Raw genomic sequence first — 15266 nt, 5'->3', positions numbered from 1 at the left:
TTCGGTCTGTCATATGTGCACTTCGTCTGTTATGCCGCGACAGGAAATGCAAGATCGCGGGCGACAGGGTGGGTTAGGGCGGCTAGGGGGTGGTGGGGGGCGTTGAGCTGGGTTGCCAGGCGACGCGCCAGGTTCAGGCGGACCGGTCCGGACTCGCAGTCGACGACGACGCAGGGCGCTCCCGTTGCCGCCAGGACCTGCGCCGCCGCCGCCGCGCGGTCGAGAGGGCGGGTGCCGGCTGTGGCCCGGCCATCGGTGACAATCAGGACCAGGGGTCGCCTCTTCGGGTCGCGCAGGCGCTCCACCCGCAGCAGGTCGGCCGCGGCGAGCAGCCCCTCGGCCAGGGGCGTACGCCCACCGGTCGGCAGCTCGGCCAGCCGGGTCGACGCGGCAAGCACCGACGAGGTGGCCGGCAGCAGCGTCCGCGCGTCGGCGCCCCGGAAGGCGACCACCGCGACTTTGTCCCGCCGCTGGTAGGCGTCGGTGAGCAGGGCCAGCACCGCGTCCTTCACCGTCGCCATCCGTTGACGGGCGCCCATCGAACCGCTGGCATCCACCACGAAGAGCACCAGGTTGCCCTCGCGACCCTCGCGCACCGCCTCGCGGACGTCGTCGCCGCGCAACCGCAGCGGCCCGGCGAGCCGCCCCCGGGCGGCCTGGTGCGGGGCGGCCGCCCGGACCGTCGCCGCGAGGTGCAGCGCCCCGACCCGACCCGCCGGCACCCGCGCGCCGGTGGTGCGACCCCGCCCGGTGCGGGCCCGCGACCGCCGGCCGGGCACCCCGTCGCCCACGCCGGGCGCGGTGAGCGGCCGCGCCCGCAACCCACCCCGGGGTACGGCAACCGGCTGCCCGTCGCCGCCGTTACCCGGCCGGCGCGTCGAGTCGTCCTCTCCGCCGACGCTGGCCTCCTGGCCGCCGGCCTCGGCGTCCGGGACCTGCCCGCCCGAGCCGCCCTGCGGCGACCCGGCGTCGTCGAGACCGTCCGGGCCGTCGGCCGTCGGGTGCCCGGACCCGTCTCGGCCGGTGGGTGCGCCGCTCCCGACCCCGTCGCGGCTGGTGTGTGCGTCGCGCTCGGTCCCGGAGCCGCCCTCGGGACCAGCGCCGCCCAGACCGCTCCCGCCATCCGGGCCACCGCCATCCGGACCACCGTCAGCCGGGCCACCGTCAGCCGGGCCACCGCCGTCGGGGCCGTCGTCCGGGTCGTCGGGGTGGGCGTCCTGGGCCTGCCACAACGCCTCGTCGAGGCGCTCCTCGTCAAGCCCCGGCGTGTCGAACGGGTCGCGGCGGCGGCGGTGCGGCAGCGCCAGCCGGGCGGCCACCCGTACGTCGTCGATGGTGACCCGGTCCCGGCCGAGCCAGGCGGCGTGCGCCAGGGCCGTGCGGGCCGTGACGATGTCGGCGCGCATCCCGTCCACGTCGAACGCCGCGCACACCTCGGCGATCTGCCGCAGCGCGGCGTCCGGCAGTCGTACCCCGGGGAGCCGGCGACGGGCGGCGGCCACCTGCCGGGCGACGTCGGCGTCGGCGTCGGCCCAGCGGGCGGCGAACCCGGCCGGGTCGGCGTCGGCCGCGAGCCGGCGGCGGACTACCTCGACCCGGACCGCCGGGTCCCGGCTCGCCCCCACCTCGACGGTGAGCCCGAACCGGTCGAGCAGCTGCGGGCGCAACTCCCCCTCCTCCGGGTTCATGGTGCCCACCAGCAGGAACCGGGCCGCGTGGCTGACCGAGACGCCTTCGCGTTCGACGTGGCTGCGGCCCATCGCCGCCGCGTCCAGCAGCAGGTCGACGAGATGGTCGTGCAGCAGGTTGACCTCGTCGACGTAGAGCACGCCCCGGTGGGCGGCGGCGAGCAGGCCCGGCTCGAAGGCGCGTACCCCCTCGCCGATCGCCCGCTCCAGATCCAGCGACCCGACCACCCGGTCCTCGGCGGCGCCGACCGGCAGCTCGACCAGGCAGGCCGGCCGGGTCTCGGCGGCCACGTCGACCGGGTGCGGACCGTCCGGGCAGGCCGGGTCGGGCTCGGCCGGGTCACAGCCGAACCGGCAGCCGGCGACCCGGCGGACCGGGGGCAGCAGCGCGGCGAGGGCGCGCACGGCCGTCGACTTGGCGGTGCCCTTCTCGCCACGCACGAGGACCCCACCGATCGCCGGGGAGACCGCGTTGAGCAGCAGCGCCAACCGCATGTCGGCCATGCCGAGCACGGCACTGAACGGGTACGTCATGCCCGGTCCTCCAGGTCACCCTCGCTGGCCAGGTACGTGTCGCGGAGCCGGTCCAGGGTGGACGGGTCGGGTTCGGCCCACAGCCCCCGGTCCGCGGCCTCCAGCAGCCGCTCGGTGATGCCGCGCAGCGCCCACGGGTTGGACCGCTCCAGGAACTCCCGGGTCGTCTCGTCGAACAGGTACGCGGCGGCCAGGTGCTCGTACATCCAGTCGTCCACGACGCCGGCTGTGGCGTCGTAGCCGAACAGGTAGTCCACTGTGGCGGTCAGCTCGAACGCCCCCTTGTAGCCGTGCCGGCGCATCGCGGCGATCCACTTCGGGTTGACCACCCGGGCCCGGAACACCCGCCGGGTCTCCTCACCCAACGTGCGGGTCCGCACGTCGTGCGGCATCGCCGAGTCACCCACGTACGCCTGCGGGGCGGTGCCGGTGAGGTGGCGGACCATCGCCACCATCCCGCCGTGGTACTGGAAGTAGTCGTCGGAGTCGACGATGTCGTGCTCGCGGGTGTCCTGGTTCTTCACGGCCACCGCGATCCGGGCGAACGAGCGTTCCATGTCGGCGCGCGCCTCCCGCCCGTCCAGGCCCCGGCCGTACGCGTAGCCGCCCCAGACCGCGTAGACCTCGGCCAGGTCGGCGTCGTCACGCCAGGTCCGGGCGTCGATCAGGGGCAGCAGACCGGCGCCGTACGCGCCGGGTTTGGAGCCGAAGATCCGGGCGGTGGCCCGCCGCTCGTCGCCGTGTTCGGCGAGGTCGGCGTTGACGTGGGCGCGCAGGTAGTTGTCCGCGTCCGGCTCGTCGAGGGCGGCGACCCGTCGGACGGCGTCGTCGAGCAGGGCCACGACGTGCGGGAACGCGTCGCGGAAGAACCCGGAGATGCGCACTGTCACGTCGACGCGGGGTCGGCCCAGCTCGGCGGTCGGCACCACCTCGACGCCGGTGACCCGCCGAGACCGCTCGTCCCAGACCGGTCGGCAGCCCAGCAGCGCGAGCACCTCGGCGATGTCGTCGCCCTGGGTGCGCATCGCGCTGGTGCCCCACACGGTCAACCCCACCGAGCGGGGGTACGCCCCGGTGTCGGCGAGGTGCCGGGCGAGCAGCGAGTCGGCCAGGGCCACCCCGACGTCCCAGGCGTTGCGGCTGGGGATCGCCTTGGGGTCGACGGAGTAGAAGTTGCGGCCGGTGGGCAGCACGTTGACCAGGCCCCGGGTGGGTGAGCCGGAAGGTCCGGGCGGCACGAACCGGCCGTCGAGCGCGCCGAGGGTGTTCGTCAGCTCGTCGGTGGTCCGCGCGAGTCGGGGCACCAGTTCGGTGGCGGCGAAGCGCAGCACCGCGACCGCGTCCGGGATCGGTTGGCCGGTCACCTCGACGACCACGGCGTCGGCGGCGTCCACGTCCCAGTGCAGGGTCTCCATGCCGACGACCAGCCGCCGGGCGAGGGCCTCGATCAGGTCGACGGCGTCGGCGGCGGTGCCGGCCGGCCCGTCCACCGCGTCGGTGAGCGCCGTGGGCACGGCCAGTCGTTCTCCCGGTGCCGCGAGTAGTTCCTGCTCGTCGAGTCCGTACGCGGCGGAGAGTGCCTGCCGCAGACCGGGCAGGGCGTGGGCGCCGCCCCAGATCTGCGGGGCGCGCAGCACCGCGAGGACCAGGTTGACCCGGGGCTCCCCGGTCGGCGCGGCGGCGAGGATGTGCAGCCCGTCGCGGATCTGCACGTCCTTGACCTCGCACAGGTACCCGTCGAGGTGCAGCACGAAGTCGTCGAAGTCGTCCGCGTCCGGCATCGCCTCGGCGTGCAGGTCGTGGTGCAGTTCGGCGGCGCGTACGAGGTCCCAGATCTGCGCCCGAACGGTGGGCACCTTCGCCGGGTCGAGTGCCTGCACCGTCGCGTACTCGTCGAGCAGTTGCTCCAGCTTGGCCAGGTCGCCGTACGTCTCGGCGCGGGCCATCGGCGGCACCAGGTGGTCGACGACCACTGCGTGCGCCCGGCGCTTGGCCTGGGTGCCCTCGCCGGGGTCGTTGACGATGAACGGGTACACCAGCGGCAGGTCGCCGAGGACCGCGTCGGGTGCGCAGTCGGCGGCCAGGCCGAGGCCCTTGCCGGGCAGCCACTCCAGGGTGCCGTGTTTGCCCAGGTGCACCACGGCGTCCGCGCCGAAGCCGCCGTCCGCGACCGGCGCGGCCAGCCAGCGGTACGCGGCCAGGTAGTGGTGGCTCGGCGGCAGGTCCGGATCGTGGTAGATGGCGATCGGGTTCTCCCCGAAGCCGCGTGGCGGCTGGATGAGCAGCACCACGTTGCCGAAGCGCAGCCCGGCGAGCACGATGTCGCCGCCGTCGGTGTACAGCTCGCCGGGCGGCTCCCCCCAGTGCTCCCGCATCCGATCGCGCAGCTCGGCCGGCACCGCCTCGAACCACCGCCGGTACGTCCGCCCCGGCATCCGGGCCTGGGCGGCGGCCAACTGTTCGGGGGTGAGCCACTCCACGTCGTGCCCGCCCGCGGCGATCAGCGCGTGGATCAGCGCGTCGCCGTCGTCGGGCACCGGCGCGTCGCCCAGGTGGTAGCCGGCCTCGGCGAGCGCGCCGAGCAGCCGTACCGCCGAGACGGGGGTGTCCAGTCCGACGGCGTTGCCGACCCGGGAGTGCTTGGTGGGGTACGAGCTGAGCACCACGGCGATCCGCTTGTCGCCGTTGGGCACGTACCGCAGGCGGGCGTGGCGCACCGCGATCCCGGCGACCCGGGCGGCCCGTTCGGGATCGGCGGCGTAGACGGAGAGGCCGTCGGCGTCGATCTGCTTGAACGAGAACGGCACGGTGACGATCCGGCCGTCGAACTCGGGGATGGCCACCTGCATCGCGGCGTCCAACGGGGACATTCCGGTGTCGCTGCCGGCCCACTGCTCACGGGTGCTGGTGAGGCAGAGCGCCTGGATGACCGGCACGTCCAGGGCGGCGAGGGCTCCCACGTCCCAGGCGTCCTCGGCCCCGCCGCCGGAGGCGTCGGCGGCGACCGCGCCACCTGCGGCGAGGACGGTGACGAGCAGCGCGTCGCAGCGGGTGAACAGCCCGAGCGGTTCGGTGCCGGCGCTCAGCCCGCGCAGCGAGCCGCAGTAGATCGGCAGCGGATTGCCGCCGGCGTCGCGTACCGCGTCGGCGAGCACGTCGACGAATCCGGTGTTGCCGGCCAGGGCGTGTGCCCGGTAGAAGACGATCCCCACTGTCGGCAGGTACGGGTCGGCCAGGTGCGCGCCGTGCACGCCGTACGCCGGTGTGCGTACCGGTGGGGCGAAGCCCTCGCCCGTGAACAGGACCGTGTCGCCGAGGAACCGGGCGAGCTGCGCCAGGTTGTCCGGCCCGCCCTCGACGAGATACGCCAGGGCCTGGGTGGCCACTCCGGACGGCACCGTGGACAGGGCCATCAGCTCCGCGTCGGGCGCCGCCTCACCGCCGAGCACGACAGTGGGCAGTCCGCTGGCGAGCACCGCGGCGAGCCCGTCGGGCCACGCCTGTCGGCCTCCGAGCAGGCGTACGACGGCCAGGTCGACCCCGTCGAGCAGGGCGGGCACCTCGTCGGCCGCGACCCGTGCGGGGTTGGCGAGGCGGTAGTCGGCGTCGCTGGCGCGGGCGGCCAGCAGATCGGTGTCGGCTGTGGAGAGTAGCAGAGTGCGCACGGCAGGCTCCGGACAGTAACGTCCACAGGCTCGCGGAGGCGGCTGTCGACGTGGGATGGGCGCAGCGTTCGGCGGGTACCGCGACCCGACCGGCTCACTGGCGCGGGGCCGGCGACGACGGGCGACGCGGTACGGAACTCAGCGACGAACGGCGGGAGGGTGCGCGGCTACGGGTGCGGCGAATCGGTCGCCGCTCGGGTCACGACGGTGTTCGTCGGTGACAGAGACGCCCTGCGTCATCGGGTCCTCCTCGGGTGTCCACGCCCTGGGGTACATCCGACGGCCGAAGTATCCTGGCTTCCGGATCGACGCTCTCCCCCGGCCTTCCAACCGCAGACACACGGCCGTGACTCACGAGGGGGGATCGCTCCCCGGTGACAGTGGCGGGACCGCGTCGGATTCGCACCGACTTCCTTCACTGCCGTCAGGCTGCGAATGCTGCCACACCCCTGCGCTGCGGGTCAACGCCGCTCCGGCCGGCCGAGCGGGTGTGCGTCACCGAGCTTCAGCTGTCGCCGCGACAGCGGATCATCCGACCTCGATACCCCGGATCAATGCCCGACATCCTTTGCTCTGCTTACCCATACGCACCAGAAAGGGAGCGTTACTGCCGCTTATCGGTAAGCAGAGCAAAGGAGGGGCAGGGCACTCCGGCCCCCGCCGCGCTGGCCGGCGGTGCTGGGCTTCTTGGCGGCGGAGTCTCAGCGGGCGTGGCGCTCCGGGTGGGCCCGGCTCCACACCCGCATCCGCTCGGGGTAGCCGGTACGCCCCGCCTCGTACAGCGGCACCGCGTGCTTTCGGGCAATGGCGCCCGCCGCCCGTGGCGTGCCGGTGCGGCGGCGGATCCACTCCCCGTCGTGGGCGATCGCCACCACTGTCGTGTCGGTGGCGGTGGTCTCCGGCTCCAGGTAGAACTCCACCCCCCGCCGGCTGGTGACGAACGCCTCCAGCGCGGCGAGGTCGTCGCGGGTCGCCTCCCGGTCCAGCTTCGTGGGGGTCGCCTCGGCACCCCGTGCCCGCCTACTGAACCAGCCCATGGCCCACCCCTTTCCTCGACGCTCCCCTCAGTGCAGCACCGATTCCTGGCAACACCCTGCACGTCGGATGGGAGCAAGCTGACCCGCGCTGGGTGGAACCCGCAGCCCCCGTGCGGTGTCATGAGGGTGATCGAACCGGAGGCTCCCCTGGACGACCACGTTCTCGTCACCCGCGCCCGAACAGGTGACCTGGAGGCGTACGACCTCCTGGTCACCCGGCACACCGCGTCCGCGTACCGGACGGCGGTGCTGCTCGGTGCGGGATCGGACTCCGAGGACATCGTCCAGGAGGCGTTCGTGAAGGCGTACCGCAAACTCGCCCGCTATCGCGGTGAGTCGTCCTTCCGGTCCTGGCTCCTGGCGATCGTCGCCAACGAGACGCGCAACCTGCACCGTACGCGCAGCCGTCGGGAGGGGCTCTTCCTGCGCGCGGCGGCCGCCAGCCCGGCGTCGGAGGCCGCCGAGGACGGGGCGGTCGGCGCGGTCCTCGCCGGGGAACGGCGCGCGGCGCTCGTGCGGGCGCTGCGCCAACTTCCGGTACGCGACCGCGAGGTGATCGTCTGCCGGTTCTTCCTCGACCTCAGCGAGGAGGAGACCGTGCAGGCGCTGGGCTGGCCCCGGGGCACGGTGAAGTCGCGGACGTCACGGGCGTTGGCGAAACTCCGCGGCCTGCTGGACCGCGAGGAGGTCCGGCATGGATGACCTTGAGAAGGACCTCCGCGACCTCGCCGCCTGGCTGGAGACGCCCGACCCACCGGACGTGACAGCACGCGTGCGCGCCCGGCTGGCCGCGCCCCGGCGACACCTGTGGCGCGCGTACGCCGCCGCGGCACTCGCCGCCCTGCTGGTGGCGGTGCTGCCGCCGACACGGGCCGCCGTCGCCGACGCCGTTGGCGGTCTGCTGCGCTTCGCGGGAGTCAGCATCTCCCCGTCGTCGGGCCGGCCCGCCGGCACCCCGTCGCCGTTGCCGTCGCAGCGGACGTCAGGGCTGGACGAGGCGCAGCGGGCGGTGCGCTTTCCGATCCGCGTACCGGCGAAGCTCGGCCCGCCCGAGCAGGTGCTCGTCGCCGACCCCGACGCCACAGGCGCCCACCGGGTCGCGACGCTGCTCTACCGAGGGGGCGCGCTGCGCGTCGACGCCTTCGACGGCCGCCTCAACCTGTCCTTCCACAAGGAGACAGTCCGACCGGACGCGGAGTGGGTCCAGGTCAACGGGGACTTCGCCGTCTGGGTCGCCAACCCACACGTCCTGTCCTACGTGGACCGTGCCGGGCAGGTGCGCCAGGAGACCGCCCGGCTGGCCGCCTCGACCCTGATCTGGCAGGCGGACGGCGTGAGTTACCGGCTCGAGGGGGACCTCACCAAGCTGGAGGCGATCGACATCGCCCGGTCGATGACGTAGGAACCCGCCGGCCCCGAGCGGTGTCGAGAAGGTGCGACACACGACGTGGTTTCCTCGATGTACCGGAGGGCGACATGGCTGCCTGGGTCAGGTTCACGCTGGGGTCGGCGCTCCTGCTGGCGGGGTGTGCGGCCGGCGACCGGCCGGCGACACCTGTCACGCCCGGGGCGGGCTCGACGGGCGCGGGTTGTCACTCGCGCGTCGAGACGGGAGCGCTGCCCGACTGGGCGGACACCGGGTTCCACGGTGACACCCGCGCCCCGCACGTCTTCGGCGCGAAGGGCGACATCCTGGGCGTGCTGTTCACCCACCCCCTGGCGCAGGCGAGGCCGGACGGGTCGACCAACAAGATCCTCTGGGTGGCCCGCACCACGGAGCCGTCCACCCTGGTGATCACCGCGACGCTGGACGGCACGGACACCCGGGTGACCCACGAGGTCCCCGGCGGTCCGGGCCCGTCGATCATCGACATGCCGCGGGCGGGGTGCTGGCACCTCGACCTGCGCTGGGCCGGGCACACCGACACGATGGACCTGGTCTACGCGGAGCGGACGCCCTGATCGGGCTGATCGGACAGGAGAGCGACCACCCAGCTCCCCTCCATTGCCAACATATACCGCATAGGGGGACTTGCCGCAAGGCCCGGTACGTACCGCAGAATTGCGCCTCGGACCCATGACCTGCGGAAACGGGAGACGGCGTGAGCCACCAGATCGCCAGCGTGTTCGACCTTCCCGACCACCTCTCCCCCAAGGCGGACCCGGCGCTGATCGCCCGCGACGAGCAGCACTTCGCGGCCATCGCGGAGAGTCTCGACAGGTCGATCGCCGAGCTGTCCGACCGCCTCGACGTCGAGCGTCGGGCACCCGCCGGCAAGGGACGGCAGGCGGTGGCCCGGGACGAGGAGGTCCGGCGGCTGACCGCCCGCCTGCGGGCGCTGCGCCGCTTCGGCCTGGACCTGTGCCTGGGACGGATCGTCCACGCGGACGACCCCGAGCCGGTGTACGTCGGACGGTTCGGCCTCACCGACGGCGCGGGGCGTCGACTGCTGCTGGACTGGCGTTCCCCGGCGGCCGAGCCGTTCTTCGGCGCGACCCACGCGAACCCGATGGGACTGGCGAGCCGTCGCCGCTACCGCTGGACACGCGGCCGGATCAGCGACTACTGGGACGAGGTGTTCACCCCGGAAGGGTTGGAGGGGCACGCCGCCCTCGACGACCAGTCGGCCTTCATCGCCACCCTCGGGGGCAACAGGTCGGCCCGGATGCGCGACGTGCTCGGCACCATCCAGGCCGACCAGGACGCCATCATCCGGGCGGGCTCGCGGGGCGCCCTCGTCGTCGACGGCGGTCCGGGTACCGGCAAGACCGTCGTCGCCCTGCACCGGACCGCCTACCTGCTCTACTCCGACCCCCGCCTGGGCCAACGGCGCGGCGGCGTCCTGTTCGTCGGGCCGCACCAGCCCTACCTGGCGTACGTCTCCGACGTCCTGCCCAGCCTCGGCGAGGAGGACGTGCAGACCTGCACCCTGCGGGACCTCGTCCCGGAGGGCGCCGTTGCGGTGGCCGAGGCGGACCTGGAGGTGGCCCGGCTGAAGTCCTCCGCCCGCCTGGTGACGGCGATCGAGGAGGCCGTCCGGTTCTACGAGGAGCCGCCGGACCAGCCGCTGACGGTCACGACCGGCGACGCCGACATCCGGCTGGACGCGGACGACTGGGCCGAGGCGTTCCGGGCGCCCGGACCGGGCACCCCGCACAACGAGGCGCGTGACGAGATCTGGGAGGAACTGCTCACGATCCTGCTGGAGAGGTACGACGGGGACGAGCCGGACGACGTGGTCCGCGCGTCGCTGCTCTCCAACAGCGAACTGCGGACGACCGTCAACCGCGCCTGGCCGCTGCTCGACGCGACCGATCTCGTCGCCGACCTGTGGTCGGTGCCCGCGTACCTGCGCAGGTGTGCCCCCTGGCTCGGCCCCGACGACGTCGGCCGGCTCCGGCGTGCCGATGCCCGGGCCTGGACCCTGGCCGACCTGCCCCTGCTGGACGCGGCACGACAGCGGCTCGGCGACCCGGAGGCGTCGCGGCGCGACCGTCGGCACGAGGCGATGGTCGCCGCCGAACGCGCGCGCATGGCCTCGGTCGTCGACGAGCTCATCGAGGCCCACACCTATGACGACGGTGAGGGCGTCCTGGCCAGCCTGCGCCAACTGGACCTTCAGGACGCCCTTGTCGACGAGTCCGCGCTGCCCAGCGTGGATCCGGACCTGCTGGCCGGCCCGTTCGCGCACATCGTCGTGGACGAGGCCCAGGAGCTGACCGACGCCGAGTGGCAGATGCTGCTGTCGCGCTGCCCGTCGCGGAGCTTCACCATCGTCGGCGACCGCGCCCAGGCCCGGCACGGGTTCACCGAGTCGTGGCAGGAACGGCTGGAACGGATCGGACTCGACCGGGTGACGCTGGCGTCGCTGGGCATCAACTACCGCACGCCGCAGGAGGTCATGCGGGAGGCGGAGCCGGTCATCCGGGCCGTGCTGCCGGACGCCAACGTCCCCACCTCCGTCCGCAGCAACGGTGTTCCCGTCGTACACCGGTCGGTGGCCGACCGGGACGCGGTCCTCGACGACTCGCTCGCCGCACACGCCGACGGGATCGCCTGCGTCGTGGGTGACCCCACGTTCACCGGGACGGCACGCGTGCGTTCGTTGAGCCCGGAGCTGGCCAAGGGCCTGGAGTTCGACCTGGTCGTCCTCGTCGACCCGGACTCGTTGGGCGACGGGATCGAGGGGGCGGTTGATCGTTACGTCGCGATGACCCGGGCGACCCAGCAACTGGTGGTCCTCACGCCGTGAGTCCTAGGCTGCGGGGCGTGCCCCGGGACGTGCGGGAGGCGGCGGCCCGCGACAACGCCAACTGGTGCGCCGCCCTCTGCGCCAGCCACGGGTCGGCCGGCCGGATCGACGCCGACGCCTGGTCGGTCCCCCGCCGTTCCCCACAGTGGTATCCGGACGCGGTCACCCTGCGCCCCGGCGTCGACCCCGATGCCCTGCTGGACCGGATCGAGGGAGGTGCCGGCGCGTCGGTGAAGGACAGCTTCGCCGACCTCGATCTCTCCGGCCACGGCTTCGAGGTGCTCTTCGACGCCCAGTGGATCCACCGCCCACCCGCCGACGGACCAGCCGGCACGCCACTCGCGCCTGTGGACACGGCGCAACGGCTGGCCGCCTGGGCGGCGGCGCACGGCGGTGGGGAGCTGTTCCGCCCGCGACTGCTGACCAACCCCCGGGTACGGGTGCTGGCCCGCTACGACGAGCGGGGCGCGGTCACCGGTGGTGCGGTGGTCAGCGGCGAGGGTGTCGTCGGGGTCTCCAACGTGTTCACCCGCACCGGAGATCCCGCTGACATCTGGCGAGGAGTGCTCGCCACGCTGCCCGGCGTCGCCCTTGTCGGCTACGAATCCGGCATGGACCTGGCCCTCGCGGTCGAGGCCGGCTTCGCCCCGCTGGGCCCCCTGCGGGTCTGGCTGCACCCCTGACCCGGGCGGGGTCAGCCCAGACGGGTCAGGTCCTCGGGGGTCAGGCGCAGGGACGCCGCGGCGATGTTCTGCGTGAGGTGCGCGACGTCTCCGGTGCCGGGGATGGCCAGCACGTGGGGGCCCTGGTGCAGGGTCCAGGCCAGGCGTACCTGATGGGGGGTGACGCCGTGGGCCCGCGCGACCGCCTCGACGGCCTCGCCCTGGTCGGCGCTCGCGCCCTTCTCCCGGCCGGTGCCGGCGACCGCGAAGAACGGCACGTAGGCGATGCCCCGCTCGCCGCAGGTGCGGACGAACGGGTCCTGCTCCCGGTACGCGTCGACCCCGTAGTTGTTCTGCACGCAGACGACAGGCGCGATGCCCGCCACCTCGTCCAGCTGTTCGGGTCGGACGTTGGAGAGCCCGAGGTGGCGGATCAGCCCGGCGGCGCGCAGCTCGGCGAGGGCGCCGAACCGGTCGACCAGCGGCACCGGGCCGGGCCCCCGGCCGAGGCGCAGGTTCACCACGTCCAGCTGGTCGAGGCCGAGCCGACGCAGGTTCTCCTCCACCTGCGCGCGCAACTGCGCAGGGGTGAACGCCTCGGTGAAGCCGGCCTGCGGGTCGTACCCGAAACCGACCTTGGTGACGATCAGCAGATCCCGCGGGTACGGGGCGAGCGCCGCGCGGATCAGCTCGGTGGCGTACCGGACCGGGCCGGTTCCGACGCGCAGGGTTCCACCTGGCGAAACGTAGAAGGCGGCGGTGTCGATGTGGTTGACGCCCAGCTCCACGGCGCGGCGCAGCAGCGCCACGGCGCGGTCGCGGTCGGGGTTCGCGGTGATCCGCATGGAGCCGAAGCCCATGCGGTGCACCGTGCGGTCGCCGAGGGTCCAGGTGCCCGCCGCGGCGGCGGTGATCTCGTCGGTTGGCATCGGGCGACCGTAGCGAGGCGGGGGGCGCGGCGCAGTCGGCCGCGCACCCGATACCGCTCGCCGGCGGTCTGGGTTAGTTTTGGTGGGCTGACGGAGCCTGGTCGCCGGCGTGCGGCGGGCGCAGCACCGGCACCAGCAGCAGGGTCGGCACCAGCAGCAGCGGCACCACCAGCAGGGCGCGCAGGGTGCCGACGTGGTCGCCGAGCAGCCCCAGCAGGGGCGGCCCCGCCAGGAACGCGGTGTAGCCGATCACCGCGACGACGCTGACCCGCACCGGCGCGTGCGCCTCCTCGTCGGCGGCGGCGCTCATCCCCACCGGGAAGCCCAGCGACGCCCCGAGACCCCACAACGCGACGCCGACGATCGCCAGCGGCCCCGAGCCCGCCAGCACCGCCAGGCCGGCGCCGAGCACGGCGAGCCCGATGGTGCCGCTGAGCACCGGCACCCGACCCCACCGGTCCAGCGCGACGGTGCCCGCCGTACGCCCGAGGGTCATGCCGACGACGAAGACGGCGAAGACCGCCGCCCCGGCCGCCTCGCTCAGGTCCCGACCGTCCACGAAGGCGACAGCCAGCCAGTCGTTGGCGGCGCCCTCGGTGAACGCCGCCACCAGCACGAACAGCCCGATCAACAGGGTGCGCGGCTCGCGCCAGGCGGCGAGCTGAGCCCGGCGACGGCCGGCCGGGGTCGCGTCCGCCGGGTCGCCGTCCGGGTCGTGGGCCGACGCCGGCAGGTACGTCCGCGCGGCGAGCGCGGTGCCGGTCACCACCACAAGCGCCACCGCGCAGAGGTGCGCGCCGACCGCCACGTCCAGCCGGGCCGCCGCGGCGCCGAGGCCCGCGCCGGCCACCGAGCCGAGGCTCCACCCCGCGTGGAAGCGGGGCATGATGGTCCGTCCCAGCCGCCGTTCCACAGCCGCGGCCTCGATGTTCATGGCCACGTCGCAGGCGCCGGACCCGTAGCCGAGGGCCACCAGGCCGATCGCCACGACGACGAACGACCCGGTCAGTGTCGCGCCCAGGCCGGCCACGGTCAGGCCGATCGCGACCAGCACGGTGGCCAACGTCACGGTGCGGGCCGCCCCGAAACGCTGCGCGAGCAGGCCGGAGGTGGGCATGGCGAGCAGCGCGCCGACGCTCATCGCCAGCAGGAGCAGCCCGAGCCGGCCGGCCGAGAGGTCCAACGCCTCGCGGACCGCCGGCACCCGGGAGAACCAGCTGCCGACGGCGAACCCGTTGAGGGTGAAGGTAACGGCCACGCCGTTGCGGGCGATCCGCACCGCCCGCGACGGCGCCGGGGCGACGTCCTGGGTGACGGGGCGGCTGGTGGGGGCGCTCACGACGGCTTGTCCTCTTCCTCGACGGTGATCTCCTGGCACGATCGCACACCTGAGAGCGCTACCACCACAAGCGGCCACCGCCCCTTACCGGCTACGGTCCGACCGGGGGATGATGCGAACAGGCGTTCGTCCGCCCGGACGGACCGCAACGGGGAGGCGACGCATGACGACAGCGGCACACCGGGCGGCGACCCTGGACGACGTGGCGCGGCTCGCCGGGGTGTCCCGATCCACCGCGTCGCGGGTGATCGCCGGCACCGGGTTCGCCTCACCGGACGCCCGCGAACGGGTCGCGACGGCGGTCCACCGGCTCGGCTACGTGCCCAACCCGGCGGCCCGCGCGCTGGTCCGCGGTGCCGGCGTACGCCTGGTGGTGGCGGTCACCGGGAGCAGCGCCGACGTGCTGGACGACCCGTACGTGCACCGGGTGGTCGGGTCGGCGGCCCGGGTGTGCACGCCCGCCGGCGTCGGGGTCGCGTTGCACTGGCTGCCGCTCGACGATCCGACCGGCCTGGACCAGCTCGCCCGGGACCGCAGCGTGTGCGGCGTGGTGCTGGTCAACACCACCGAGGAGTTGCTGGACGCCGTGCCCCGGTCGCTGCGTGGTCGGGTGGTCTCCATCGGCGTCGGCTCGCCGACAGTGCCGTCGTTCGACGTCGACAACGCCGCCGGGGCCGGCGAGGTGCTGCGCCACCTGTACGACACGGGTCGCCGCCGGATCGCCATGGTCACCGGCCCGCAGTGGCTGCCGTGCTCGCAGCGCCCGGTCGAGGCGTACCGGAAGCTGATGCGCCAGGCGGGTCTGCCGGAGCGGGTGCTGCCCGGGGACTTCTCGGCGGCGAGCGGGCGCGCGGCGGCCCGGGGCGTACTGCGCCGCTGGCCGGACGTCGACGCCATCTACGCGATCAACGACGAGACCGCTCTCGGCGTGATCGCGACGCTGCGCGACGAGGGCGTACGCGTGCCCGGCGACGTCGCGGTGGCAGGCTTCGACGACATCCCGCTCGCGGCGATGACCGCTCCGTCGTTGACCACGGCCAGCCACCCGGTGGGACGGATCGCGACCGCCGCGGCCACCGCCCTGCTGGACGGGCGTCCGGCCGCGCCGGTGACGCTCTTCCCGTCCGCCCTGGTGGCCCGGGCCAGCGCCTGACGCCGA

11 protein-coding genes and 1 riboswitch are annotated in these 15266 nt (G+C 74.0%); of the genes, 6 read left to right on the top strand and 5 right to left on the bottom strand.

The genetic code is table 11. From position 1 onward, the window contains the following. Window positions 1-29: 29 nt before the first annotated feature. The 3 genes from AB0N27_RS07330 to AB0N27_RS07320 all read right to left on the bottom strand — a co-directional run bounded on the left by AB0N27_RS07330 (window position 30) and on the right by AB0N27_RS07320 (window position 6924). Window positions 30-2222, bottom strand: coding sequence for a VWA domain-containing protein (locus AB0N27_RS07330; RefSeq protein WP_364364547.1), 2193 nt, complete (start codon window positions 2220-2222; stop codon window positions 30-32). Further along, window positions 2219-5887, bottom strand: coding sequence for a cobaltochelatase subunit CobN (gene cobN / locus AB0N27_RS07325; RefSeq protein ID WP_364364545.1), 3669 nt, complete (start codon window positions 5885-5887; stop codon window positions 2219-2221). Before cobN ends, AB0N27_RS07330 begins: the two co-directional genes overlap by 4 nt. 286 nt (window positions 5888-6173) lie before the next feature. Next, window positions 6174-6303, bottom strand: a riboswitch (cobalamin riboswitch). Between the two features lie 285 nt (window positions 6304-6588). Beyond that, on the bottom strand, window positions 6589-6924 hold the full coding sequence (locus AB0N27_RS07320; protein WP_364364542.1) for a hypothetical protein: 336 nt from the start codon (window positions 6922-6924) through the stop codon (window positions 6589-6591). 126 nt (window positions 6925-7050) lie between these two features. Between AB0N27_RS07320 and AB0N27_RS07315 the strand changes: the two genes are divergently transcribed. The 5 genes from AB0N27_RS07315 (at window position 7051) to AB0N27_RS07295 (ending at window position 11860) form a co-directional block, all read left to right on the top strand. Beyond that, window positions 7051-7626 carry an RNA polymerase sigma factor gene (locus AB0N27_RS07315; protein ID WP_364364539.1) on the top strand — a complete coding sequence of 192 codons (576 nt, stop codon included), beginning with the start codon at window positions 7051-7053 and terminating at the stop codon, window positions 7624-7626. Beyond that, complete coding sequence (locus tag AB0N27_RS07310) at window positions 7619-8326, top strand: hypothetical protein (RefSeq protein WP_364364537.1); 708 nt, start codon at window positions 7619-7621, stop codon at window positions 8324-8326. The genes AB0N27_RS07315 and AB0N27_RS07310 overlap by 8 nt, the downstream gene beginning before the upstream one ends. A gap of 74 nt (window positions 8327-8400) precedes the next feature. Continuing rightward, window positions 8401-8886 (top strand): hypothetical protein, encoded by a 486-nt coding sequence (locus AB0N27_RS07305; protein WP_364364535.1) that lies wholly within the window; start codon window positions 8401-8403, stop codon window positions 8884-8886. A gap of 140 nt (window positions 8887-9026) precedes the next feature. Continuing rightward, window positions 9027-11177, top strand: coding sequence for an RNA polymerase recycling motor ATPase HelR (gene helR, locus AB0N27_RS07300; protein WP_364364533.1), 2151 nt, complete (start codon window positions 9027-9029; stop codon window positions 11175-11177). A 17-nt stretch (window positions 11178-11194) separates the two neighbouring features. After that, window positions 11195-11860: a hypothetical protein gene (locus AB0N27_RS07295; RefSeq protein ID WP_364364531.1), complete on the top strand. Its 666-nt coding sequence runs from the start codon at window positions 11195-11197 to the stop codon at window positions 11858-11860. 11 nt (window positions 11861-11871) lie between these two features. On the opposite strand, the gene AB0N27_RS07290 is transcribed toward AB0N27_RS07295, so the two are convergent. Next, window positions 11872-12768, bottom strand: coding sequence for an aldo/keto reductase (locus AB0N27_RS07290; protein WP_364364529.1), 897 nt, complete (start codon window positions 12766-12768; stop codon window positions 11872-11874). 73 nt (window positions 12769-12841) lie between these two features. Further along, the gene (locus AB0N27_RS07285; protein ID WP_364364526.1) at window positions 12842-14107 is read right to left on the bottom strand and encodes an MFS transporter; all 1266 of its coding nucleotides are present in this window, start codon (window positions 14105-14107) and stop codon (window positions 12842-12844) included. 163 nt (window positions 14108-14270) lie between these two features. Between AB0N27_RS07285 and AB0N27_RS07280 the strand changes: the two genes are divergently transcribed. Further along, window positions 14271-15260, top strand: a complete 990-nt coding sequence (locus AB0N27_RS07280) for a LacI family DNA-binding transcriptional regulator (RefSeq protein ID WP_364364523.1) — start codon at window positions 14271-14273, stop codon at window positions 15258-15260. The last annotated feature ends 6 nt before the right edge of the window (window positions 15261-15266 follow it).

Origin of the sequence: Micromonospora sp. NPDC093244 (assembly GCF_040683695.1) — a bacterium.
Taxonomy (GTDB): domain Bacteria; phylum Actinomycetota; class Actinomycetes; order Mycobacteriales; family Micromonosporaceae; genus Micromonospora.
Note: the sequence above shows the minus strand (reverse complement) of the source record. Positions and strands in the feature narration are given on the sequence as shown.